This window comes from Micromonospora sp. AKA38 (assembly GCF_027925725.1).
Taxonomy (GTDB): Bacteria; Actinomycetota; Actinomycetes; order Mycobacteriales; family Micromonosporaceae; genus Micromonospora.
Window position 1 is genome coordinate 371793 of record NZ_BNEI01000007.1, and the last position, 23391, is coordinate 395183.

Genomic DNA, 23391 nt, shown 5'->3' on the forward strand with positions numbered 1-23391 from the left:
TAATAAGAGACAATGAGCCCCCCTGGAGGTAGCCTTGTCTCTTATTAAGAGACAATGGGACATGAGATGATCTACGCCACGCCGGAACTCGACGACTACGACCGGGTCGTCCTGGCCGAAATCCACGACATGCGACACACGCTCGCGGACGTCCTACGCACCCCTCGCCGCTGGACCGGTGGGCTGCGGCGCACCATGCTGGCCCGGGCGATTCTGGGCTCCAACAGCATCGAAGGCTACGTCGTCGCCGAGGACGACGCCGCCGCCGCACTCGACGGCGAGGAGCCACTGAGCGCCGACGATCGCACCTTCGCAGAGATCCGAGGATATCGGCAGGCCTTGGGCTACGTGCTACAAACCGCCGGGGATCCGTACTTCCGCTTCGAGACGTCGACGATCCGCAGTATGCATTACATGATGCTCTCGCACGACCTGGCGAAGAGCCCCGGGCAATACCGCAAAGGGCCGATCTACGTCCACGACGAGCGAACCGACCGGCGGGTGTACGAAGGCGCGGACTTCGACGACGTACCGCACCTCATGGAGGAGCTGGCCGAGGATCTGCGGTCGGATGCCACCACCTCTCCGCTCGTCAAGGCGGCGATGGCACACCTGAACCTCGTGATGATCCATCCTTTCCGCGATGGCAACGGGCGGATGGCGCGCGCGCTCCAGACACTGGTGCTGTCGCGGCGGGCCATCGTGGAGCCTGCGTTCTCCAGCATTGAGGAGTGGTTGGGGAGCAACACCGAGGACTACTACCGGGTGCTGGCCGCCACCGGCCGGGGGCGCTGGAATCCCGAGGGGTCGGCACACCTCTGGGTGGCGTTCAACCTGCGTGCTCATCACATGCAGGCACAAACCGTGGCTCGCCGGTTTCGGGAGGCGTCCGGAATCTGGTCGGAGTTGGATTCGATCGTGGCCGAGCGACGGCTCCCCGAGCGAGTCACCGACCTGCTCTACGAGGCGGTTCTGGGATACCGCGTCCGCCGTTCCGGATACGTCAAGCTCGCCGACGTCGAGGAGCGGACGGCGACACGCGACCTGACCAGCCTTGCCGAACAGGGTCTGTTGGAAGCGCGCGGCGAACGGCGAGGAAGGCACTACGTCGCCGGTCCCCCGCTGGCGGAGGTGCGAGAGAGGGCCCGCGTCGGCCGCGCGCCGATCAGGGATCCTTACCCAGACATGCCGGTCGTGCTCGCGACCGAGACCGCCACACCGACTGAGCCTATGTAGCGCGAGCGGCCGGGCCGATGTCGGAGCCGGCGTCAACGGTCACGGCCCTCCCTCCGTCACAGGCAAGCGCCGGTGGCGGGGGCTGGTCAGGCGCGCTTGGCGTACGCCACGAACGTCGCCCAGCTCGCCGGCGTGAACGTCAGCGCCGGCCCCTGCCGGTCCTTGCTGTCGCGGACCCCGACCACGCCGGGCAGATTGTCCGCCACCTCGACGCAGTTGCCGCCGTTGCCGCTGCTGCGGGTGCTCGTGCGCCAGGTCGCGCCGGTCAGCTCCATCGGTTCGCCGCCTCCGAGATCGCCGCCAGGGTCGCCCCGTGCGGCATCGCCTCCGCCCGGACGGACTCCCAGGTCTGCCGCAGGGAGTTCACGTCCGCCGTCCGTTCCACGATTGTGCCGTGCATCTGGTTGTCGAGGTAGCCCACGTCGTCGCCGTCGGCCGGGGTGGCGAGCACGAACGCGCCGTTGAGCCCCGGATGGGCGCCGACCGTCTCCGGCACCACGTGCAGGTGCACCCGGGTCCGGCGGCCCATCTCGACCAGGTGCGCCAACTGCTCCCGCATCACCTTCGGGCCGCCGACCGGGCGGGTCAGCACCGAGTGGTCGAACACGGCCACGAACTGCGGCGGCGCGGGCTGATCCAGCACCGCCTGCCGGGCCAGCCGCGCGGCCACCTGCTGCTCCAGCGCCTCGCCGACGAACTGCGCGGCCCCCTCGTAGAGCGCGCGGGCGTACTCCTCGGTCTGCAACAGGCCCGGGATGACCAGCGGCTCGTAATTGCGCAGCGCGGTCGCCTCCTGCTCGATGCCCACCCACTCGCGGAACCACGGCAACAGCGACTCCTGCACCAGCGCGGCCCGGATGCGGACCAGCAGGCCACCGGCGTCGAGCACCTCGTCGCAGCGCTCGGTGAACTCGGCACGCGGCGCGCGGCGGCACTGCTCGACGGCCGCCACCAGCGACGCCGAATAGCTCACCCGCTCGCCCAACGCCTCCTGCGTCAGCCCGGCCTCGGAACGGAGCCGGCGCAGCTCACCGGCGAACAGCTCCCACAACGCCATACGGATCATCTGCACACCTCTGCACACGGTTGCACACGGAAGACGGCCGGTCGGACGGCCCGGAAGGTGGGGGTGGAACGCCTTCCGACCCTAGCGACGCGGTGACGACACTGTCACGCAGCGGAGCCGAACTCGTCCGTTACCCGCTACCGACAGGAGCGCCCGTGACCAACCAACGCCCGTACCCCCGGCATGCCGCGCCGCACACACCGCTGCGTCCGGTGTGGTGCTGCCGGGCGTGCGGCCAGCAGTGGCCCTGCCCGACCGCCCGCCTGCTGCTCAAGAGCGAGTACGCGGACAACAACGTCAGCCTGTCGCTCTACCTGTGCGGGCTGTTCTACGAGGCGACCCGCGACCTCTACCGGCTGAACCCGGCCGGCGCCCCGGACCCCGCCGACATGTTCGCCCGCTTCGTCGCCTGGGGACGTCAGGCGTGAGCCCTTGAGCTGAAGCCGGGTTGACGTTCTACGTTCGGCCCATGACGACGCCGCAGTCGATCGACGCCGAACTGGCGGGCCAGCCCGCCGCCTACTGGACCGGCGTGGCCTACGAGTCACTCATCGCCTTCACCCGCGCCCGGCACACCGAACTCGGCTTCACGCAGCCTCAGTTCTGGCTGCTGCGCAACCTCTCCCCGAACGACCTGCTGCCGCCGGGTGGCGGACTGACCGTCGCCGAGCTACGGCAGGCGATGCGCTCCTACCTGCGGGCCGAGGACGACCTGGACGCCGAGTCGCGGGTGCTGCTGGAGCGCGGCTGGCTGGCCCGCGACGAGGACGGACGGCTGTCGATCACCGAGGCCGGCGAGGCCGCCCGCCTCGACCTCAAGCGGCACGCGCCGGCGATCCGGGCCCGCATCCACGAGGGCATCGACGACGCGGACTACGTCACCACCCTGAAGGTGCTCCACCGAATGATCAGGAACACCGGCGGCTCGATCACGCTCTGAGGCGCGCGCCGAGCAGTGGCGCGTTAAGCGGGGCCCCCTGTTATGCAGAATGCGTTAACAGGGTGCCCCTCCTTTCAGCGCCAGCCGATGTCGATGCGGTCGCCGCGCTCGTCGAAGAAGTGCAGCGCGTCCATCCGCACCTGCACCGCCAGCGAATGCCCGGCCGACACCTGCGGGTACGGGGCCAGCCGTACCGCCAGTTCCGCCGGGCGGCGGTGGTGCCGGCCCGGGTCGGGCAGCACGCTGGTGCGGTTGCCGCCGCCGTTCGGCGCCGACACCGGCGGGGCGGTCTCCGCGGACCGGCCGGTGAGCCGCTGCACCACCTGACCGAACCGGCGCAGGCCACGCTGGCCGGGAGCGGTCCGCTCGACCGGGGTGCCCATCTCGTCGACCACGATCGCGGTCGCGCCGATGTCGAGGAAGGCCAGCGACTCGTGGCCGTGGTGCTCCAGGTAGCGGATCCGGCCGTGCAGCACGTCGCCGGGGGTGTCCGGGGCGACCGGGGTGAGCGCCTCGGCGCGCAGCCCGACCACGATCCGCTCGCCGTGGTAGTGCGCCACCGCGCGGCTGCGGATGTCGTCCCAGGGCAGGTAGAGCGCCTGGTCGCCGAGGCTCAGCGTGACGTACCGGTCGAGGTGGACGTAGACGGACGCCTCCAGCAGGTTCATCCGCGGGCTGCCCAGGAACGCGGCGACGTAGAGCGTGGCCGGTCGCCCGTACACCTGGGTGGGGGTGCCGACGTCCTGGAGCACGCCCTTGCGCATGATGGCCACCCGGTCGGCCATGGTGAGCGCCTCGGCCTGGTCGTGGGTGACGTAGATGGTGGTGACGCCCAGTTCCCGGGTCAGCGCGGAGATCTCGGCCCGCAGCTCGGCGCGCAACCCGCTGTCCAGGTTGGACAGTGGCTCGTCCATCAGGAACAGGCCGGGCCGCCGGACGATCGCCCGGCCCATCGCCACCCGCTGCCGCTGGCCGCCGGAGAGCTGGCTGGGCTTGCGCGCGAGCACGTCGCCGATGCCGAGCGCGCCCGCCACGTCCTGGATCCGCTCGCCGCGCGACCCGGGCTCGACGCCGGAGAGCCGCAGCGGGAAGCCGATGTTGTCACCGACGGTCATGTGCGGATAGAGCGCGAAGTCCTGGAAGACCATGGCGATCTTCCGGTCCCGGGGCGGCAGGTCGTTGGCCAGCTCGCCACCGAGCATGACCGCGCCCGAGGTCGGATCCTCCAGGCCGGCCACCATCCGCAGCACTGTCGACTTGCCGCAGCCCGACGGGCCCAGCAGCACCATGAACTCGCCGTCGTTGACGTCCAGATTTATGTTGTCGACCGCGATGGTTCCGTCCTGGAACACCTTGGTGACATCCTTGAGCGCGACGGTGGTCACCGTCACCTCCCCAGTCGCTCGCCCGAACCCGGGAATGACTGTGACCAGGATCATCGAGTTCGCACATCGGGTAAACGTGCCATGTTCGGCTCGTGACAGTCCTATTACGTGGATCTGCCGAGGAACACGCGCCGGACCACCCGATCCGCGGCGTGCCCGTCCTCCAGCGAGCAGAACCGGGCCCGGAACGCCGCCCGCGCCCGCTCGGCCGCCCCGCCGTTCACCGCGCCGGAGCGGAAGACGTCCAGCAGCCCGGGGAAGTCCGTCGCGACCGCGCCCGGCGGCTCGGCCAGCAGGTCGAAGTAGACGCCCCGGGCCACCCGGTACGCGTCCCAGTCCGGCGCGTAGACCACGATCGGCCGGTCCAGCACGGCGTAGTCGAACATCGCCGACGAATAGTCGGTGACCAGCACGTCGGCGGCCAGGTAGAGATCCTCCACCCGCTCGTGTTCGCTGACGTCCAGCACCCCGCCGGCGGCCGGCCCACGCGGCCGTCGCTCCCGGTCGTGGAAGTAGTGGCTGCGCATCAGCAACCGCCCGGCCGGGCCGAGCACGTCCCGCATCCGGTCCGGGTCGAAGGGCGGACGCCAGCCGGGCAGGTGCTCGCGGTGCGTCGGCGCGTAGAGCACCACGTACTCGTCCGCACCGATGCCCAGCGCGGCGCGGACCTGACGGCACTCGTCGGCGGTGGCCCGGGCCAGCCGGTCGTTGCGCGGGTAGCCGACCTCCAGCGTGGTGTGGTCGGCCGGGTACGCCCGCTCCCACATCTGGGTGGAGAAGGCGTTCGCGGTGACGCTGTAGTCCCAGCGGTCCACCCGACGCAGCAGGCCGGCGAAGTCCATGCCCATCGCACCCACCGGGTAGCGCTGCTGGTCCAGACCCATCACCTTCACCGGCGTGCCGTGATGGGTCTGCACGTGCACGGAGCCGGGACGCTTACGGACGAAGTCCGGGAAGTTGACGTTGTTGACCAGCCAGTGGGCGCGGGCCAGCACCCGGTGGTACTCCGGGGTGCCGGCGACCACGTACTCCACGCCCGGCGGCAGCGTGGCCACCCGGTCCCGCCGGACGATCCAGACGCCGCGTACCTGCGGGGCGAGCCGGCGGGCGGCCTCGTAGACGGCGGCCGGGTTGCACGCGTACCCCCGGTACCAGTAGGCCGCGTAGACGGCAAGCGTCGGGTCGATCGGGCGGCGCAGCTCGGCCCGGTAGTACTCGTGCAGCGCGGTGTCGCGGGCCCGCCGGGCGGTCCGCCGCACCACCGGCGTCACCCGCCGCCGGGCCCGGTCGGCCGTCCGCCGGGCGGTCTCCCCGGCCTGGTGGGCCCCGCGCAGCGCGCTGAACGTCCGCCACCGGCCGGCCGCCACCAGCCGGTGTTTCAGCCCCTCCACGCCGGGCGGCACCGGGTAGCCCTCCGGCGGCCGGAAGCGCCTGTAGTCCTCGTGCATCTGGGCGAAGAACGGCGCCCGCAGCTCCGGCGCGATCCGCTCCCCGTGCCCGAGCACGGTCAGGTAGTGCCAGATCATCCGCTCGAAGACCGCCGGCCGCAGCTCGTCCACCGCCGGCGCCCACCGGTCCATCAGCCGGAACACGCGGTGCCACTGGGCGAACACCTCGAAGTGCCGGTCACCCCGGGTCCGGGTGATCGCGCCGGTGCGGCGCTGCCGGTAGTTGAGGCAGACCCGGTCCAGTACGCCGATCCGGTCGGCGGCCATCAGCGCGGGATAGCTGAACGAGACGTCCTCGTACCAGCCGGGCGCGAAGCGCAGCCCGCGCTCGACCAGGAACTCGCGGCGGACCAGCCGGTTCCAGGCGGTGTGCAGCAGCCGCAGCGTCTCCGGCCGGTCCCGCAGCGTGAACGTGGCCGGGCCCGGCGACTCGGGGAAGACGTCCCGCATGGCGCTGCGCGTGCCGACGAAGTTCCAGTGCGCCCGGACGTGGTCCACGACCAGCACGTCCGGGCGGGTGTCGCGGAGCCGGTCGGCGACGTGCGGCAGGCAGCCGGCCACCAGCCAGTCGTCCCCGTCGACGAACCACACGTACTCGCCGGCGGCCCGGTCCAGCCCGGTGTTGCGGGCCGGACCGAGCCCGACGTTGTCGGCGAGCCGCACCGGGTGGACCCGAGGGTCGCGGGCCGCGTACTCGGCCAGGATCTCGCCGCTGGCGTCCGGGGAGGCGTCGTCCACCCCGATCACCTCAAGGTCACCGAACGGCTGGTCGAGGATCGAGTCGAGGCACTCCCGCAGGTAGCCCTGCACCCGGTAGGCCGGCACGACGAAACTGATCAGGGTCATGCCGGCCCGCCCTCCGTCAGCCCGGCGAGCGCACACCCCCACGGGCGCGGGCCGGCAGGACCACCCAGGCGAGGACCACGCTCACGACGAAAATCACCAAAAGGTACGCACCGAGTGTAGCTAGAGCGATACTCGCAATTCCGGCGATCAGCGCGATTGCCAGCACCGCCGAGCGCCCCTCCCAGCCCAGCGTGGCGACGTGCAGCGGCGGGGCCGACTGCCGCTTCTCCAGCCGGGCGGTCAGGTCGTAGTGGTGCAGCGTGAGCACCAGGACGTACCCGAAGATCAACCAGGCCGGTGCGCGCCCGGCCACGCCGACCGCGATGGCGAACAGGTACTCGGCGGCCCGCAACGCGGCCGGCACCAGCCAGTCCAGCGCCCCGGCGTGCGGCGTCCGCGCGCCCTGCGCCGCGCCCAGCAGCAGCACCAGCGCGAGGACCGGCGCCCAGATCGGCAGGTCTCCCCCGCCGTGCACCGTGCGCAACGCCCACACCAGCATCCCGGCCGCGCCGAGCGCGCCGAGCACCGCCAGCAGCAGCGGCCCCCGCGCCGGAGGCAGCGTCCGCACCAGCGGGCCGTCGTCGCGGTGCAGGCCGGTGTCGACAGTGGTCAGCACCGGCACCCGCATCCACCGCGCCCGCAGCGTCCGCAACGCCCCGGTGTACGCGAACGCCAACGTGCCCCAGACCAGCACCGCGCAGAGCGCCACCAGCGGCCCGAACAGCGCGGCGGCCAGCGCGATCAGCGCCCACCGCTCCCCGATCGGGAACACCACGGTCCGCTTCAGCCAGTACGACACCGAGCCGGTGTCCGCCTGCACCCTCGTCGACGCGGCGTTCAGCTTCCCGCCGATGCCGCCCGCCTCCCCGGTCACCACCTTCGGCCGCCGGGCCGCCTCGTCGTGCAGCGCGCCGTACCAGGTGTCGGTCATGTGCCGCACGGTCTGCAACGTCATCGCGGCCAGGGCCAGCGCCCAGCCGTAGCGGAACCCGGCGTGCGTGGCGCCGAAACCGAGACCGGCGTAGACCACGTACTCCTTGAACCGGTCGGCCATCGTGTCCAGCCAGCCGCCCCAGGCGCTGAAGTGCCGGGTGTAGCGGGCCAACTGCCCGTCCACGCAGTCCAGCACGAACCCCAGGTAGAGCAGGACCGCGCCGGCCACCAGCGCGGGCCGGCCACCGACGCCGAACAGCACCGCCGCGGCCACCGCGAACGCCACCGAGACCATGGTGACGCCGGTCGGGCCGATCCCGATCCGGGCCGCCGCCTTCGTCACGTACGGCGACCAGGTGCTGACGAAGAACGTGGTGAAGAAGTCGTCCCGCTCCTTCACCGACAGCTTCAGCTCGGCCCGGTCCTCGTCGACGGCCGCCACCTCCGCCTCGGCCGCCGCCCGTCCGGCCGCGTCGCCGACCCGGTGCGCCACGAGCAGGCGTACCCGGTGGGCGAAGATCAGGGTGCCCCGGGCGGCGAGCCCGGCCACCAGCCGGTCCACCGCGGCGAGCGGCCCGCCCGGCTCGACGCCGGACGCCGCGGGCGCGGCCGGATCGGTCGCGGACGCCGCGCGGGCCGCGTCGACGAGCGCCGGCAGGTCGGCCGCGCCGACCCGCAGCGCGCCGCCGAACACGCCCGTCGCGTCCGCCGCGTCACCGACCGCGACCACCTGGCCGCGCTCCTCGCGCACCACCGCCTGCCCGGCGGCCGGCGGGTCGGTGAGCACCAACGCCACCGTCGGCCCGACCGGGCTGGTCGCGAGATGCCGGAGTACGGCCGTGTGCGCCACCAGATCGACGCCGCTGACCAGCACCGGGCCGGTCGCGCCGGTCACCAGGTCGGCCAACTCGCCCAGGTCGGCGGCCACCCGCACCTGCTCCGCCCCGGCCCGCCGCCACTGCGCGGCCAGCCGGTCGGCCGGCGGCTCCGCGCCCTCGGTGGCTCCGCCCGCCGCCGGCCCGGCGGCGAGCACGATCGCGAGCGTCACCGCTGCGCCGCGTCGGCGTAGGCCGCCAGCGCCTCGTCGATCGTCCCGTCGACGACCAGCCGTCCGGCGTCGAGGTAGAGCCCCCGACGGCAGAACCGGGTGAGGTCCTTGTCGTTGTGTGACACCAGCACCAACGTGCGTCCTTCCGCGAGAAGTCGCTCGATGGTCGCATAGCACTTCGCGCGGAACTCCGCGTCCCCGACCGCGGTCACCTCGTCCACCAACAACACCGGGTGCGGCAGGTGCGCGATCACCGCGAAGCCCAACCGCACCTTCATCCCCGACGAGTAGTGCCGCACCGACGTGTCGATGGCGCGTTCCACCTGCTCACCCGCGAACGAGACGATCTCGTCGAAGTGCCGCCGCAGGTACGCCGGGGAGAGTCCGTGCAGCCCGCCCACCAGGTACAGGTTCTCCCGGCCGGTCAGGTCGCCGGAGAACCCGGCGGACAACTCCAGCAGCGGCGCCACCCGGCCGTGCACCGAGATCGTGCCCTCGTCCGGGATGAGCACCCCGGCGATCAACCGCAGCAGCGTGCTCTTGCCGGTGCCGTTGCGCCCCACCACCCCGACCGTCTCGCCCGGCTCGATCCGGAACGACAGGTCCCGCAGCGGCCAGAACCGGCCGGCGTCCGGGTCCCGCGCGCCCCGGTGCACGATCAGCTCGCGCAGCCGCAACTGCCGGCGCCGGTTCCGCACGAACCGGATGCCCAGCCCGTCCGCCTCGATGATCGGCGGCACTCAGAGTTCCTTCAGCACGGCCGGTTCCAGGCGGCGGAACGCCCACCAGCCGAACACCAGCACCAGCACGCTGCCCGCCACCGTCACGGTGAGCAGCCGGGCGTCCGGGAACTCGTCCGGGTACCAGACCGCGTGGTGCAACTGGAAGATCCCGACCAGCGGGTTCACCTCGTACGCGAGCTTCAGCCAGCCCGGCATGCCGGAGTCCCGGACCAGGTTGAACGGATAGATGATCGGGGTGGCGTAGAACAGCAGCCGGATGACCAGCCGCATGGTCCGCTCGATGTCGCGCATCAGCACGTTGCCCGCCGACAGCAGCAGCGCCAGGCCCACCAGCAGCACGAACTGCACGGCCACCGCCAGCGGCAGGGCGAGCAGGCTCCACCCGGGGTGGATCTTCCCGTGGGCGGCGTAGAGCGCCGCGATGGCGACCAGGATCGGCAGGCCGGCCAGGTACTCGGCGAAGCGACCGGCGACCCGGCCGATCGGGAAGATCGGCCGGGGCAGGTTCATCGTGGTGATCAGCCGGGCCTGCCCGGTCAGCGCGCCGGCCGCCTCGGTCAGCGCCGAACTGGCCCACATCCAGGCGAAGATCCCGGTGATCAGGAACAGCGGGTACGAGCCGGCCGCCTCGCCCAGGTGCCGCCGGGTCGCGCCGGAATAGAGCACGCCGAAGACGAACCAGTAGATCAGCCCCATGCCGAGCGGCTCGATGAGCGACCAGAGGTAGCCGAGCACCGACTGCTGGTACTTCACCGCGAGATCCCGCCGGACCAGGATGCGCAGCGAGGTGCGGGCGGACCAGAGCGCCGCGACGCCGGACGTCACCGCACCATCGTCGCCCTCTTCCCGCTGGTATGGCGGCCGTCCCCGCCGGATCACCCCAACGGGGGGGGGATTGCCGATGGCAGGGCAATCGTCAATAGTGCTCATTAGCACGCTAAGGTGTTCACCGTGAACTTGAAGGAATGGGCAGCGGCCACCGGTATCTCGTATGCGACCGCACGGCGGCGGTACGAGTCTGGGACGCTGCCCGTTCCTACGTACCGACTCGGCCGGCTTATCATGGTCGGTGAACCCCTGACCCCGACCACGGTGACTAGCGGGCAGGTCGTGGTGTATGCGTGTGTGTCATCCGCAGATCAGAAACCCGACCTCGACCGGCAGATCGCCCGGGTCGCCACATGGGCCACCTCCCAGCGTCTGCCCGTGGACAGGGTGGTAACCGAGGTGGGGTCCGCGCTCAACGGGCACCGCAAGAAGTTCCTCGCCCTGCTGCGCGACCCGGAGGTGGCGACCATCGTGGTCGAGCACCGCGACCGGTTCGTCCGCTTCGGCGCAGAGTACGTCGAAGCGGCGCTTGCCGCTCAGGGGCGCCGGTTGCTGGTGGTCGACCCGGCCGAGGTGGACGACGACCTCGTCCGCGATGTCACCGAGACCCTGACGTCGTTGTGCGCCCGTCTGTACGGCCGCCGTGCCGCAGCGGACCGCGCCCGCCGCGCCGTTGAGGCGGCGACGGAAGAGCCGACGTGAAGACGATCCAGGCGTACCGCTTCGCCCTTGACCTCACCCCTATGCAGGAGCGGGCCGTGCTCGCCCACACCGGAGCCGCAAGGGTCGCCCACAACTGGGCACTCGCCCGCGTCAAGGCCGTCATCGAGCAGCGCGCAGCAGAGCGCACCTACGGCGTCTCCGGCGAGATGCTGACTCCGGCAATGTCGTGGACGCTGCCGGCGCTGCGCCGGGCGTGGAACGCGGCGAAGCAGGATGTGGCGCCGTGGTGGGCGGAATGCTCCAAAGAGGCGTACAACACTGGCCTCGACGCCCTCTCCCGCGCGTTGAAGAACTGGAGCGACTCCCGCTCGGGGAAGCGGGCCGGACGGCCGGTCGGGTTTCCCCGGTTCAAGTCCCGCCGCCGCACCGTCCCGTCGGTGCGGTTCACCACCGGGACGATCCGCGTCGAGCCTGACCGCATGCATGTGGCACTGCCCCGGCTGGGCCGGTTGAAGCTGCACGAGTCCGCCCGGAAACTCGCCCGCCGCCTCGACAACGGCACCGCCCGGATCATGTCCGCCGCCGTGCGGCGTGACGGCGGCCGATGGCACGTCTCCTTCTGCGTCGAGGTGGAACGCGCCGACCGCCGACCGCGCAGGGCGGGCTCGGTCGTCGGCGTGGACATCGGCGTGAAGCACCTCGCGGTGCTCTCGACTGGCGAGCTGGTCCCGAACCCGCGTCACCTCGGCAACGCGCAACGCCGCCTCCGGCAGCTCGGCCGGGCGGCGGCGCGTAAGACCGGACCGGACCGGCGCACCGGACAGCGCCCGTCGAGCCGGTGGCAGCGGGCCGCGGCTCGGCTCGGCCGCGCTCACGTCCAGGTGGCGAACCTGCGCCGCGACGGGCTACACAAGCTCACCACCCGACTCGCCTCGACGTACGGCACGGTGGTGGTGGAAGACCTCAACGTCACCGGGATGCTCCGCAACCGCCGGTTGGCTCAGCACATCGCCGACGCCGGGTTCGCCGAGATCCGCCGGCAACTGGCCTACAAAACCAGTTGGAACGGCGGCCGGCTACTCGTCGCCGACCGCTGGTACCCGTCATCCAAGACCTGCTCGGGTTGCGGCGCGGTGAAAACCAAGCTGGCCCTATCCGAGCGTGAATACCAATGCGAGGCGTGCGGCCTGGTCCTCGACCGCGACCACAACGCCTCGCTCAACCTGGCCGCGCTCGCGACTGAGTACGACACCGCCGGGAGTGGCCCGGTGGCTGGACGTGGAGCCGACCGTAAGACCCCGCTCGCGGGGCGGGTGGCTGCGAAGCGTCAACCCGGCACCGCCAAAGCGGGCAAGACCGGGACCGTCCCACCGCAAGGCGGGACTACCAAACGCGCGCTCACCAAAGCGCACTGAGAGGTAACGGTCAGCACTCGATCACGTTCACCGCGAGCCCGCCCCGCGCCGTCTCCTTGTACTTGACCTTCATGTCCGCGCCGGTCTCCCGCATGGTCTTGATGACCTTGTCCAGGGACACGTGGTGCACGCCGTCGCCGCGCAGCGCCAGCCGGGCCGCGGTGATCGCCTTGATGCTGGCCACCGCGTTGCGCTCGATGCACGGGATCTGCACCAGCCCGCCCACCGGGTCGCAGGTCAACCCCAGGTTGTGCTCCATGCCGATCTCGGCGGCGTTCTCCACCTGCTCCGGCGTGCCGCCCAGCGCCTCGGCCAGCCCGGCCGCCGCCATCGAGCACGCCGACCCGACCTCGCCCTGGCAGCCCACCTCCGCGCCGGAGATCGAGGCGTTCTCCTTGAACAGCACGCCGATCGCGCCGGCCGCCAGCAGGAACCGGACCACGCCCTCGTCGGAGGCGCCCGGCACGAAGCGGGTGTAGTAGTGCAGCACGGCCGGGATGATCCCGGCGGCGCCGTTCGTCGGCGCGGTCACCACCCGCCCGCCGGCTGCGTTCTCCTCGTTGACCGCCAGCGCGAACAACGTCACCCAGTCCATCGCGCGCAGCGGGTCGTCCGCGCCGGTCTCCGCCTCCAGGCCGCGCCGCAGCTCGGCGGCGCGGCGACGGACCTTCAACCCACCCGGGAGTACGCCGTCGCGGGTGCAGCCGCTCTCCACGCACTCCCGCATCACCCGCCAGATGTCCAGCAGCCCGGCGCGGACGTCCGCCTCGCTGCGCCAGGACAGCTCGTTGGCGAGCATCACCTCGCTGATCGACAGGCCGGTCCGGGTGGTGACGTCGAGCAGTTCCGCCCCGGTGAGGAACGGGTGACGCACCCGGGTGGTGTCCGGCTTGATCCGGTCCGCCCCGGCCGCCGCCTCGTCCACCACGAACCCGCCGCCCACCGAGTAGTAGGTGCGCGTCCGCACCTCGCGCCCGGCCGCGTCGTACGCCGCGAACGTCATTCCGTTCGGGTGGTACGGCAGCGAGCGCCGGCGGTGCAGCACCAGGTCCCGGTCCGGGTCGAAGTCGACCTCCTGGCTGCCCAGCAGGCGCAGCCGCCGCGCGTCCCGGATCCGCGTGATCCGCTCGCCCACGGTGTCGGTGTCGACCGACTCCGGGGCCTCGCCCTCCAGCCCGAGCAGCACCGCCCGGTCGCTGCCGTGGCCGTGGCCGGTGGCGCCGAGCGAGCCGAACAGCTCCGCCTGCACCCGGGCCACGTCGGCGAGCAGCCCGTCGGCCTTCAGGCCGCCCACGAACGTCCGGGCGGCCCGCATCGGCCCGACGGTGTGCGAGCTGGACGGCCCGATACCGACGCTGAAGAGGTCGAAAACACTGATCATGGCTGCGCTTTCCTCGCCGTCGTCCCCGTTGTGCGGTTCCGAACCGGTGCGATGCCGCGCCCCCCGTCCCGGGGTGAGCGACCGGCGCCAAGGGTGGAGGCGCCCGACCGACGACCCTACCCGCCCCACCCCAATACCCGCCCCCACCCGCCCCCACGCCCCCGACCCCCTCGTTGATCTTGCAGTTGTCGCCCCGGCGAAACCGGCATACGGGGCACGAGGCGGGCCGCAACTGCAAGATCGCGGAGGACGAGGCGGTGCGCGCGTCGGGAGGGGGCGGCGGGGGTAAGTACCTACGGGTGCCCGGGTCGCCGATCCTCCTCGGGGCCGAGGGCCGACGCGCACCGGAGACCTAGCGTGGAATCAGCGCGGCGGATCGCCGCAGAAGTGGGAGACGACGATGAGTCGCAAACTGGTCCGGCCCCGCGAGGGGCGCATGATCGCCGGTGTCTGCGCCGGCCTTGGGCGGCGGTTCGGCATGTCGGCCGGCATGGTCCGGCTGCTGTTCCTGCTGTCCCTGCTGCTGCCCGGCACCCAGGTGATCGTCTATCTGATCCTGTGGGTGCTGATGCCGAACGAGGATCGCTACCTCGCCACCCGCTGACCCGCACACGACGACGCGCCCGCCCCGGGAGGGCGGGCGCGTCGTGCGAGGTCAGGGGGCCGTGTAGGTGACGGTCACCTTCTCGTAGCCGAGGGAGCGCAGCAGCCCCTCCAGCATCTTGCGGGTGTTCTCCTGCGCCCGGGCGGCGAGCCCGCTGTCCCGGGCCGCCGCGGTGATCCGGTCCTCGGCCAGCTTGTAAACCTGCTGCTGCCGGTTGGGGTCACCGGCCACCAGGTCGTTGAGCCGGTTGATCAGGCCGCGCTCCTCGGCGAAGACGTAGCTCTTGTCCATGTCCAGGTCGGTCTCGCCGAGCTGCGGCGCGGGCAGCTTGATCTCGACGGACTTGCCGTCGTCGGAGGCCACCACCGCCCCGTCGGCGATCTTCGCGAAGTCGACGTACGCCTCGACCCGGCCCGCCCCGACGAAGAGCGTGCGCTCGTTGAGCAGGAAGTCCGGCACGTTGCGCCGGTCCTTCTGCACGTCGACCACCACCTGGAAGTTGCCTTCCGCCGCGACGTAACGGCTCAGGTCACGGATCGACTTGAGCAACGGCGGCTGGCTGCGGTCGGTCTGCTCCTTGGCGAACGGGTTGCGGAAGTCCGGCAGTAGGCCGGTCGCCTGCACGCCGAGCAGCACCACCACCGCCAGCGCCGCCGCACCGAGCACCCAGAGCAGCCCGCGCGCGGCCCCGCCGACCGGGGACCGGGCGCCCGGCCCGGGCTCGGGCGGGGCGTCCGCCCGGTCGTGCAGGGACTCACTGGTCGGGTATTCCGGGAACTCCCTGGTGGGCTGCTGGGTGTCACCGTCGCGGGCCATCGCCCTCACCGTCCTCGTCCGACACATCGACTGACAATGACGGTACGGGGACTGTGCGACACTCGCTCGTCGAGTGCCCCGATCGGGTGAAACAGCAGGTCAGGCGAAGGCGGAGAGCCCGGTCAGCCGCTGGCCGATGACGAGCTGGTGGATCTCCGAGGTGCCCTCGTAGGTGAGCACGCTCTCCAGGTTGGCGGCGTGCCGCATGATCGGGTACTCCCCGGAGACGCCGTTCGCGCCGAGGATGGTGCGGCACTGCCGGGCGATGGCCAGCGCCTCCCGGACGTTGTTCAGCTTGCCCACGCTCACCTGGTCGGGCCGCAGCGACCCGGCGTCGGCGAGCCGGCCCAGGTGCAGCGCCAGCAGCAGCCCCTTGTTCCACTCCACCGCCATGTCGGCGAGCTTGGCCTGGGTGAGCTGGAAACCGGCCAGCGGCCGGCCGAACTGGATGCGGGTGGTCGCGTACGCCAGGGTGGTCTCCAGGCAGTCGCGGGCCGCGCCGAGCGCGCCCCAGACGATGCCGTGCCGGGCCTCGGTCAGGCAGCTCAGCGGCGCCTTCAGCCCGGTCGCCTCGGGCAGTCGCGCGTCCGCCGGCAGCCGCACGTCGTCGAGCGTGATCTCGCCGGTCAGCGAGGCACGCAGGGACATCTTCCGGCGGATCTCCCGCGCGCCCACCCCGGGGGTGTCCATGGGCACGAGAAAACCCCGCACACCGTCGTCGGTGCGGGCCCAGATCACCGCGACGTCGGCGATCGGCGCGTTGGTGATCCACATCTTGCCGCCGGTGAGGATCCAGTCGTCGCCGTCGCGACGGGCCCGGGTGGCCATCGAGGCCGGGTCGGAGCCGTGGTCCGGCTCGGTCAGCCCGAAGCAGCCGATCGCGTCGCCGGTCGCCATCGACGGCAGCCAGCGTTGCTTCTGCTCCTCGCTGCCGAAGCGCCAGATCGCGTACATGGCCAGCGAGCCCTGCACCGAGACCAGCGAGCGGACGCCCGAGTCGCCGGCCTCCAGCTCCAGGCAGGCCAGCCCGTACGCGACCGCCGACGCACCGGCGCAGCCGTACCCGGTCAGGTGCATGCCGAGCAGGCCCAGCTTGCCGAACTCGCGGGCCAGCTCGCGGGCCGGCACGTCGCCCTCCTCGTACCAGCCGGCGACGTGCGGGCGGACCCGGTCGGTCACGAGCTGGCGGACGACGGCCCGGATCTGCCGCTCCTCCTCGCTCAGCGAGGCGTCGACGTCGAGCAGGTCGAGCGTGGTCACGTCGTCACTCCCCCTGGTCGCCGAGGACCAGCACCCGGGCATGGATCTGGTTGCGCTGCTGCAACGCCGCGCGCAACGCCCGGTGCAGGCCGTCCTCCAGGTAGAGGCCGCCGTTCCACTGCACCACGTGCGGGAAGAGGTCGCCGTAGAAGGTGGAGTCCTCGGCGAGCAGCTTGTCCAGCGCCAACTCCCGCTTGGTGGTGATGAGCTGATCCAGCCGCAGTGGACGCGGTGGGATCTCGGCCCACTGCTTCAGCGTGAAGTTGTGCTCCGGGTAGGGACGCCCGTCCCGGACCGCCCTGAAGATCACCGCGTGCTCTCCTCCCCCAGGCCGGGCTGACGATGTGGCTGCCAGCCTAACCGCTCAGCTCCACCGCCCCCGCCGGACCACATCATCCACCGGGCGCCGCCCCCGGCGCAGCGACGGTGACCGATGGTCGACGGCTCGGTAGCCAACAGTGACAGCGCCGATCGGATGCAGCTCCGGAGGCACCCCGAACGCCTCCCGGTACGCCCCGACGCGCTGCGGCGGGATGCCGAAGAAGCAGGCGCCCAGCCCCTCGTCCACGGCGGTGAGCAGCATCAGCAGCGCCGCGAAGCCGGCGTCCACGTACCAGTAGGGCACCGGCCAGCGGTCCTCGGCGCGGTCCGTCCAGCCCTTGTCCGGCTCGGCGTACCGGTCCAGGTAGGCGTCCCGGTTGGCGTGCGGCACCACGATCAGCGGGGCCCGGCGCATCCCGGCCAGCCAGCGTTCCCGACCGCCGCCGTCCGGCGTGGTGGCCGCCCAGAACCGGGCCCGGTCCGCCGGCTCCTCCAGCACCAGGAACCCCCAGCCCTGCGCGAACCCGGCCGACGGGGCCCGGACCGCGTGCGCGAGCAGCCGGTCCACCACCTCGGGCGGGACCGGCCGGTCGGGGTCGTAGTTGCGGACCATCCGGCGACGCCGGACGACCTCGGCGAACTCCATGCTCAGCGCCCCGGCCGGACGCCCCAGGCGCCGCGCCACGTCTGCCCGGCGTCCAGCGTGATCACGTCCCGGCCGGACCGGAACGCGTCCGGCGGGCACGTCATCGGCTCCACCGCCACCGAGCGGCGGTGCCGCTCACCACCGAGCGTGTCCCCGGTGAACACCTGCCACCAGCCGAACTCGCGGTCCGCCCAGACCGCCAGCCCGGACGAGCCGTCCGGCGCGCCGAGCGTCACCGCCGAACCGCCGTCGGCGTCCCGCTCCACGTCCCCGAAGGCCAGGTCGAGCACCATGTCGCCGATCGGCCGGGGCGCGGTGAAGTCGTACTCGGTGCCGGCCACCGGGCTGGCGCCCACCGGCAGCAGCCGGCCGTCCACCAGCACCCGGTTCCGCCCCGGCACCCGCAGCACCAGCTCGTCCACGCCCACCTTGGGGAGCTGGAAATAGGGGTGCACGGAGAAGCCGAACGGCGCCGGCTCGGCGGAGAGGTTCGTCACCTCGTGCTCGGCGCGCAGGCCGTCCGGGCCGACGCTCCACCGGCTGCGCAGCCGCAGCGCCCACGGGTAGCCCGGGGTGGGCGGCAGGTCGTAGCCGAGCGTCACGCTCGCCGGCGACTGCTCGACCAGCTCCCACCGGACCCAGTTGACCAGGCCGTGCAGCGCGTTGTGCCGCTCCGGCTCGGTCAGGTCGAGCTGGAGCGAGCGGTCCCCGAACGTGTACGCGCCGTCCCGGATCCGGTTCGGCCAGGGCGCCAGCACGTGCCCGGCCGAGCCGGGGCTGAGCTCGTCCTCGGCGTACCCGTCGAGGTAGTCCACCCCGTCGTGCCGATAGGCCCGCAGCCCGCCACCGACCTCCACCACGACGGCCTCGTGGCCGTCGGCGGAGATGGTCCACTGTGTTCCGGACGGTGCCCGCTCGTCGATCCCCATTCGGCGACCCTATCGTCACCGACGGTCCTCGGTGGGAGCGGTGGCGCGATAGCGCAGCAACGCGGGGAACGCCGTCACCAGCAGCACCGCCAGCACGGCGGCGGCGATACCACCACCGACCATGGCGACGCCGGTGCCGAACCCGGCGGCGGTCACGCCGGCCCGCAGGTCACCCAGGCGCGGGCCCCCGGCCACCACCACCGTGTTCACGCCCTGGAGCCGGCCGCGCATCCGGTCCGGCGCGTACACCAGCAGCATCGACTGCCGCAGGGTGGCGCTGACCAGGTCGGCGGCGCCGGCCACACCGAGCAGCAGCACCGCCAGCCAGAGCCGGCCGGCCAGCCCGGCCAGCGCGATGGCCACGCCCCAGCCGACCACCGCCACGGTGAGCGCCAGCCCCTGCCGGCGCACCCGGCCGATCCAGCCGGAGGTGAGGCCGCCGAGCATCGCGCCGATGGCGATGGCGCTGTAGAGCCAGCCGACCGCCGCGCCGCCGCCGAAGCGGTCCTGCGCCAGCTCCGGGAAGAGGGCCCGTGGCATGGCCAGGATCATCGCGATCAGGTCGATGGCGAAGGAGAGCAGCAGCACCGGCGTGGTGGCCAGGTAGCGGAAGCCGTCGACGACGCTGCTCAGCCCGGCCCGGCGGACGCCGCCGCCCGGCTCCGGCTCCGGCGGCATCGCCGGCAGCCGCAGGGTGGCCCAGAGCGACACGGTGAACAGCAGCGCGTCCAACCCGTACGCGATGGGCAGCGCCGCGTCGACCCGCCAGGTGGCGAAGATCAGCCCGGCGGCCAGCGGCCCGGCGACCGCGGCGGCGGTGAACGTGGTGTAGTTCAGCGTGGTCGCGGCCGGGACCAGTTCGGCCGGCACCAACCGGGGCAGGATCGCGCTGCGGGCCGGGGAGGTGATCGCGAACGCCACCGACTGCACGCCCACCAGCAGCAGGAGCAGCACCGGGCTGCGCGCGCCGACAAGCGACTGCACCAGCAGCCCGAGCGTCGCCGCCCAGAGCAGCGCGCCGCCCGCGAGCAGCACCCGCCGCCGGTCCCGGGCGTCGGCGACCGCGCCGCCCCAGAGCCCGAAGACCAGCAGCGGCACGAAGCCGGCGACGCCGAGCAGCCCGACCCAGAACGAGCCGCCGGTCAGGTCGAACATCTCCACCGGCACCGCCACGGCGGTGAACTGGAAGCCGAACATCGCCACCGCGTTGCCGAGCCACACCCGCCGGTAGGCGGGCACGCGCAGCGGGCGCAGGTCGATCGCCCAGCGGCGGGGTCCGCGCGACCGGGCCTCGGTGACCTCCGTCACGGTGCGAGCCGCTCGACGACCCACACCCCGTCGGCGGTACGCCGGAACCGCAGCCGGTCGTGCAGCCGGCTGGCCCGGCCCTGCCAGAACTCCACCGTCTCCGGGCGGACCCGGAACCCGCCCCAGTGCGGCGGGGCGGGGATCGACCCGACGCCGGCGAACCGCTCCGACGCCGCCTGGTACGCCGCGTCCAGCGCGGCCCGGTCCGGCACCACCGCCGACTGGGTGCTGGCCCACGCGCCGAGCTGCGAGCCGCGCGGCCGACTGGCGAAGTACGCCTCGGTCTCCGCCCGGTCGACGTGCGCCACCCGGCCGGTGACGGTCACCTGCCGCTGCATCGGGAACCACGGGAAGACCAGGCTGGCCCACGGGTTGGCGGTCACCTCGGCGCCCTTGCGCGAGCGGTGGTTGGTGTAGAAGACGAAGCCCTCCGCGTCGTAGCCCTTGAGCAACACGGTGCGTCCACTGGGCCGGCCCTGGTCGTCGGCGGTGCCGACCACCATCGCGTTCGGCTCGGGCAGCGGATGCGCCACCGCGTCGGCGAACCAGCGGGCGAACTGGGTGTGCCAGTCCGGCGCCAGGTCCGGTTCGGTTAGGCCCAGGTCGGCGGCGTACTCGTTACGCATGCCGGCCGGGGCGGGTGTGTCGCCTGTCACTTTGGCCGTCCCTCTCCCGGGCGTACCGGCGTCCCCCGACGCTGGCCAGGCCCCGACGCCTAGTCTTCTCCTGTCCGCATGCGCGTCCACCGGCGGGGATGTCGCGTGGCGCACAGTCGCTGCGGGTCGCGCAGCCGGTTACCCACCGGGCAAGATGTTTCGAACCACATCCCTGAGGGGTCGCCTGAGCTGCGGGGCTGGATCAGCCCGCCCGGGCGCACCGAGCCGGAAGCCAGGAGACGACATGTCCGATTTCAAGCCGGGTCTGGAGGGCGTCGTAGCCTTCGAGACCCAGATCGCCGAACCCGACCGCGCGGGTGGATCGCTGCGCTACCGGGGCGTGGACATCGAGGATCTGATCGGCCAGGTCTCCTTCGGCAACGTCTGGGCGCTGCTGGTGGACGGTCGGTTCGGCCCCGGCCTGCCGCCGGCCGAGCCGTTCCCGGTGCCGGTGCACTCCGGCGACATCCGCGTCGACGTGCAGTCCGCGGTCGCCATGCTGGCCCCGTACTGGGGGCTCAGTCAGCTTCTCGACATCTCCGACGCCCAGGCCCGCGAGGACCTGGCCCGGGTGTCGGTCACCGCGCTGTCCTTCGTCGCCCAGTCGGCGCGCGGGCTGGGCCTGCCGGCGGTGCCACAGAAGGAGATCGACAAGGCGGAGACGATCGTCGAGCGCTTCATGAAGCGGTGGCGCGGCGAACCCGACCCCCGGCACGTCAAGGCCGTCGACGCGTACTTCATCTCGGCCGCCGAGCACGGCCTGAACGCCTCCACCTTCACCGCGCGGATCGTGGCCTCCACCGGCGCGGACGCCGCGGCCTGCATCTCCTCCGGCATCGGCGCCCTCTCCGGCCCGCTGCACGGCGGCGCGCCGTCCCGGGTGCTCAGCATGCTGGAGTCGGTCGAGCGCAGCGGCGACGCCGAGGGGTACGTCAAGGGCGTGCTCGACCGCGGCGAGCGGCTGATGGGTTTCGGGCACCGGGTCTACCGGGCCGAGGACCCGCGCGCCCGCGTGCTGCGGCGGACCGCCAAGGAGCTGGGCGCGCCCCGCTTCGAGGTCGCCGAGGCGCTGGAGAAGGCCGCCCTGGCCGAGTTGCAGGCCCGCCGCCCGGACCGTGTCCTCGCCACCAACGTCGAGTTCTGGTCGGCCGTGGTGCTGGACTTCGCCGAGGTGCCGGCGCACATGTTCACCTCGATGTTCACCTGCGCCCGGATGGGCGGTTGGTCCGCGCACATCCTGGAGCAGAAGAAGCTGAACCGGCTGGTCCGCCCGTCCGCCACCTACGTCGGCCCGGGCACCCGCAAGCCGCAGCAGGTCGAGGGCTGGGACGCCATCCCGCACGGCGTCTGAGCCGTAAGGAGGGGCCCCCTCTTAACGCTTTTCGGCATAGGCGGGGCCCCTTCTTGACGCTGCCGCTGTGGCGTACGACTCAGCACTCACGGTGGGACCAGCGGGTGGTGCCGGCCGGGCGGGTGCGAGGATGAAGGCCGGCAGCGCTGCCGGCCGGGTTCGGATCCCGGCCGCCCCGTGCGTCCGGCGCACGAGCCGGTCGTCGATCCGCGCCCGCAGGAAGGGCCCGCCCTCGCCCATGCGGAAGGATCGAGACAACCGTGGCTGACGCACCGACCATCCGGATTCCCGACGACCTCAAGCCCGCCGACGGCCGTTTCGGCTGCGGCCCGTCCAAGGTTCGTCCGGCGGCGGTCTCCGCGCTCGCCGACGTCGCCACCAGCTACCTGGGCACGTCGCACCGGCAGAAGACGGTCCGCGACGAGGTCGCCCGGCTGCGCCGGGGCATCGCCGAGTTCTTCTCCCTCCCCGAGGGCTACGAGGTGATCATCGGCAACGGCGGCACCACTGCGTTCTGGGAGGTCGCCACGTTCGGCCTGGTCCGCGACCGGGCCCAGTTCGCCAGCTTCGGCGAATTCGGCGCCAAGTTCGCCAAGTCGGTCGCCGACGCCCCGTTCCTGGGCGAGCCGACCGTGCGCAAGTCGGCGGCGGGCAGCGCGCCGACCCTGGTCGCCGAGGCGGGCGTGGACGTCTACGCCACCCCGCACAACGAGACCTCCACCGGTGTGGCGGTGCCGATCAGCCGGGTGCCGGGCGCCGACGAGGGCTCGCTGCTGCTTGTCGACGCCACGTCCGGCGCGGGCGGGCTGGACGTCGACGTCGCCGAGACCGACGTCTACTACTTCGCCCCGCAGAAGTGCTTCGGCTCCGACGGCGGCCTCTGGCTGGCGCTGATGTCGCCGGCCGCGCTCGCCCGGGCCACCGAGATCAAGTCCTCGGGCCGCTACATCCCGGCCTTCCTGGACCTGGTCACCGCGATCGACAACTCGCGGCTGGAGCAGACGTACAACACCCCGGCGCTGGCCACCATCTTCCTGGCCGCGGAGCAGACCGACTGGATGAACTCCCAGGGCGGGCTGGCCTGGGCGGCCAAGCGCACCGCCGAGAGCGCCGGCATCGTGTACGGCTGGGCCGAGCGCTCGTCGTTCGCCACCCCGTTCGTGGCGGACCCGGCGCTGCGCTCCAACGTGGTCGCCACCGTCGACTTCGCCGACGGGGTGGACGCCACGGCGATCGCCAAGGCGCTGCGCGCCAACGGCATCGTGGACACCGAGCCCTACCGGAAGCTCGGCCGCAACCAGCTCCGGGTCGCGCTCTTCCCGGCCGTCGAGCCGGCCGACGTCGAGGCGCTCACCGCGTGCATCGACTACGTGGTCGAGCGACTCTGATCACGCCGTGACGCTGGGTGGTCGTCGGGGCTCCGGCGGCCACCCACCGTGATCATCGCCGCAGCTCAGTCGCGACATGCCGGGGTGTCGCAGTCCCCATCGTCGGGTAGATGAGCGTACGGTGGTGGGGACGCCCCGGGTGGCCGGCTCGTGGCGTGACGGCCAGCGAAGCGGGACGGA

General features: G+C 72.3%; 23 protein-coding genes. 8 read left to right on the plus strand and 15 right to left on the minus strand.

Annotated elements, in window-relative coordinates; translation table 11 throughout:
- The first annotated feature begins 66 nt into the window (after positions 1 to 66).
- Positions 67 to 1236, plus strand: a complete 1170-nt coding sequence (locus TPA0908_RS29005) for a Fic family protein (protein WP_281943379.1) — start codon at positions 67 to 69, stop codon at positions 1234 to 1236.
- Between the two features lie 86 nt (positions 1237 to 1322).
- Here TPA0908_RS29005 and TPA0908_RS29010 read toward each other — a convergent pair whose 3' ends face one another.
- Positions 1323 to 1511, minus strand: a complete 189-nt coding sequence (locus tag TPA0908_RS29010; RefSeq protein ID WP_281943381.1) for a DUF397 domain-containing protein — start codon at positions 1509 to 1511, stop codon at positions 1323 to 1325.
- Positions 1502 to 2302, minus strand: coding sequence for a helix-turn-helix domain-containing protein (locus TPA0908_RS29015; protein ID WP_281943383.1), 801 nt, complete (start codon positions 2300 to 2302; stop codon positions 1502 to 1504). The genes TPA0908_RS29010 and TPA0908_RS29015 overlap by 10 nt, the downstream gene beginning before the upstream one ends.
- 155 nt (positions 2303 to 2457) lie before the next feature.
- Here TPA0908_RS29015 and TPA0908_RS29020 point away from each other — a divergent pair, with 155 nt between their 5' ends.
- Complete coding sequence (locus TPA0908_RS29020; RefSeq protein WP_281943384.1) at positions 2458 to 2730, plus strand: hypothetical protein; 273 nt, start codon at positions 2458 to 2460, stop codon at positions 2728 to 2730.
- 41 nt (positions 2731 to 2771) lie between these two features.
- A complete protein-coding gene (locus TPA0908_RS29025; RefSeq protein WP_281943386.1) occupies positions 2772 to 3242 on the plus strand; it encodes a MarR family winged helix-turn-helix transcriptional regulator in 471 nt (156 codons plus the stop codon).
- A 74-nt stretch (positions 3243 to 3316) separates the two neighbouring features.
- Here TPA0908_RS29025 and TPA0908_RS29030 read toward each other — a convergent pair whose 3' ends face one another.
- The 5 genes from TPA0908_RS29030 to TPA0908_RS29050 form a co-directional block, all read right to left on the minus strand.
- Positions 3317 to 4627, minus strand: a complete 1311-nt coding sequence (locus tag TPA0908_RS29030; protein WP_281943387.1) for an ABC transporter ATP-binding protein — start codon at positions 4625 to 4627, stop codon at positions 3317 to 3319.
- Between the two features lie 104 nt (positions 4628 to 4731).
- Complete coding sequence (locus TPA0908_RS29035) at positions 4732 to 6921, minus strand: bifunctional glycosyltransferase/CDP-glycerol:glycerophosphate glycerophosphotransferase (protein WP_281943389.1); 2190 nt, start codon at positions 6919 to 6921, stop codon at positions 4732 to 4734.
- Between the two features lie 16 nt (positions 6922 to 6937).
- Entirely contained in the window at positions 6938 to 8902 is a 1965-nt protein-coding gene (locus TPA0908_RS29040; protein ID WP_374709270.1) for a DUF5941 domain-containing protein, read from the minus strand.
- Complete coding sequence (locus TPA0908_RS29045) at positions 8899 to 9642, minus strand: ABC transporter ATP-binding protein (RefSeq protein ID WP_281943391.1); 744 nt, start codon at positions 9640 to 9642, stop codon at positions 8899 to 8901. The genes TPA0908_RS29040 and TPA0908_RS29045 overlap by 4 nt, the downstream gene beginning before the upstream one ends.
- Positions 9643 to 10470 (minus strand): ABC transporter permease, encoded by an 828-nt coding sequence (locus TPA0908_RS29050; RefSeq protein ID WP_281943393.1) that lies wholly within the window; start codon positions 10468 to 10470, stop codon positions 9643 to 9645.
- Between the two features lie 126 nt (positions 10471 to 10596).
- On the opposite strand from TPA0908_RS29050, the gene TPA0908_RS29055 reads away from it, so the two are divergent.
- Both TPA0908_RS29055 and tnpB read left to right on the plus strand, forming a co-directional pair.
- On the plus strand, positions 10597 to 11175 hold the full coding sequence (locus TPA0908_RS29055) for an IS607 family transposase (protein WP_281943395.1): 579 nt from the start codon (positions 10597 to 10599) through the stop codon (positions 11173 to 11175).
- Positions 11172 to 12551: an IS607 family element RNA-guided endonuclease TnpB gene (gene tnpB / locus TPA0908_RS29060; RefSeq protein ID WP_281943397.1), complete on the plus strand. Its 1380-nt coding sequence runs from the start codon at positions 11172 to 11174 to the stop codon at positions 12549 to 12551. Before TPA0908_RS29055 ends, tnpB begins: the two co-directional genes overlap by 4 nt.
- 10 nt (positions 12552 to 12561) lie before the next feature.
- Here tnpB and TPA0908_RS29065 read toward each other — a convergent pair whose 3' ends face one another.
- Positions 12562 to 13932, minus strand: coding sequence for an L-serine ammonia-lyase (locus TPA0908_RS29065; protein ID WP_281943399.1), 1371 nt, complete (start codon positions 13930 to 13932; stop codon positions 12562 to 12564).
- Between the two features lie 400 nt (positions 13933 to 14332).
- Between TPA0908_RS29065 and TPA0908_RS29070 the strand changes: the two genes are divergently transcribed.
- Positions 14333 to 14536, plus strand: a complete 204-nt coding sequence (locus TPA0908_RS29070; RefSeq protein WP_281943400.1) for a PspC domain-containing protein — start codon at positions 14333 to 14335, stop codon at positions 14534 to 14536.
- A gap of 51 nt (positions 14537 to 14587) precedes the next feature.
- Here the strand turns inward: TPA0908_RS29070 and TPA0908_RS29075 are convergent, their stop codons facing one another.
- The 7 genes from TPA0908_RS29075 to pdxH form a co-directional block, all read right to left on the minus strand.
- A complete protein-coding gene (locus TPA0908_RS29075) occupies positions 14588 to 15352 on the minus strand; it encodes a DUF4230 domain-containing protein (RefSeq protein WP_281943401.1) in 765 nt (254 codons plus the stop codon).
- Positions 15353 to 15451: 99 nt separating this feature from the next.
- Positions 15452 to 16612 (minus strand): acyl-CoA dehydrogenase family protein, encoded by a 1161-nt coding sequence (locus TPA0908_RS29080; protein ID WP_281943403.1) that lies wholly within the window; start codon positions 16610 to 16612, stop codon positions 15452 to 15454.
- 4 nt (positions 16613 to 16616) lie between these two features.
- The gene (locus TPA0908_RS29085; RefSeq protein WP_089154454.1) at positions 16617 to 16922 is read right to left on the minus strand and encodes a type II toxin-antitoxin system VapB family antitoxin; all 306 of its coding nucleotides are present in this window, start codon (positions 16920 to 16922) and stop codon (positions 16617 to 16619) included.
- A 54-nt stretch (positions 16923 to 16976) separates the two neighbouring features.
- Entirely contained in the window at positions 16977 to 17579 is a 603-nt protein-coding gene (locus TPA0908_RS29090; protein ID WP_281943405.1) for a nitroreductase family protein, read from the minus strand.
- 2 nt (positions 17580 to 17581) lie between these two features.
- Positions 17582 to 18508 (minus strand): aldose 1-epimerase family protein, encoded by a 927-nt coding sequence (locus TPA0908_RS29095; protein ID WP_281943407.1) that lies wholly within the window; start codon positions 18506 to 18508, stop codon positions 17582 to 17584.
- Between the two features lie 15 nt (positions 18509 to 18523).
- Entirely contained in the window at positions 18524 to 19816 is a 1293-nt protein-coding gene (locus TPA0908_RS29100; RefSeq protein ID WP_281943409.1) for an MFS transporter, read from the minus strand.
- Positions 19813 to 20442 (minus strand): pyridoxamine 5'-phosphate oxidase, encoded by a 630-nt coding sequence (gene pdxH, locus TPA0908_RS29105; RefSeq protein WP_281943814.1) that lies wholly within the window; start codon positions 20440 to 20442, stop codon positions 19813 to 19815. Before pdxH ends, TPA0908_RS29100 begins: the two co-directional genes overlap by 4 nt.
- 274 nt (positions 20443 to 20716) lie before the next feature.
- On the opposite strand from pdxH, the gene TPA0908_RS29110 reads away from it, so the two are divergent.
- Both TPA0908_RS29110 and serC read left to right on the plus strand, forming a co-directional pair.
- Positions 20717 to 21823, plus strand: coding sequence for a citrate synthase 2 (locus tag TPA0908_RS29110; RefSeq protein WP_281943411.1), 1107 nt, complete (start codon positions 20717 to 20719; stop codon positions 21821 to 21823).
- Positions 21824 to 22083: 260 nt separating this feature from the next.
- On the plus strand, positions 22084 to 23211 hold the full coding sequence (gene serC / locus TPA0908_RS29115; RefSeq protein ID WP_281943413.1) for a phosphoserine transaminase: 1128 nt from the start codon (positions 22084 to 22086) through the stop codon (positions 23209 to 23211).
- Positions 23212 to 23391: the final 180 nt, after the last annotated feature.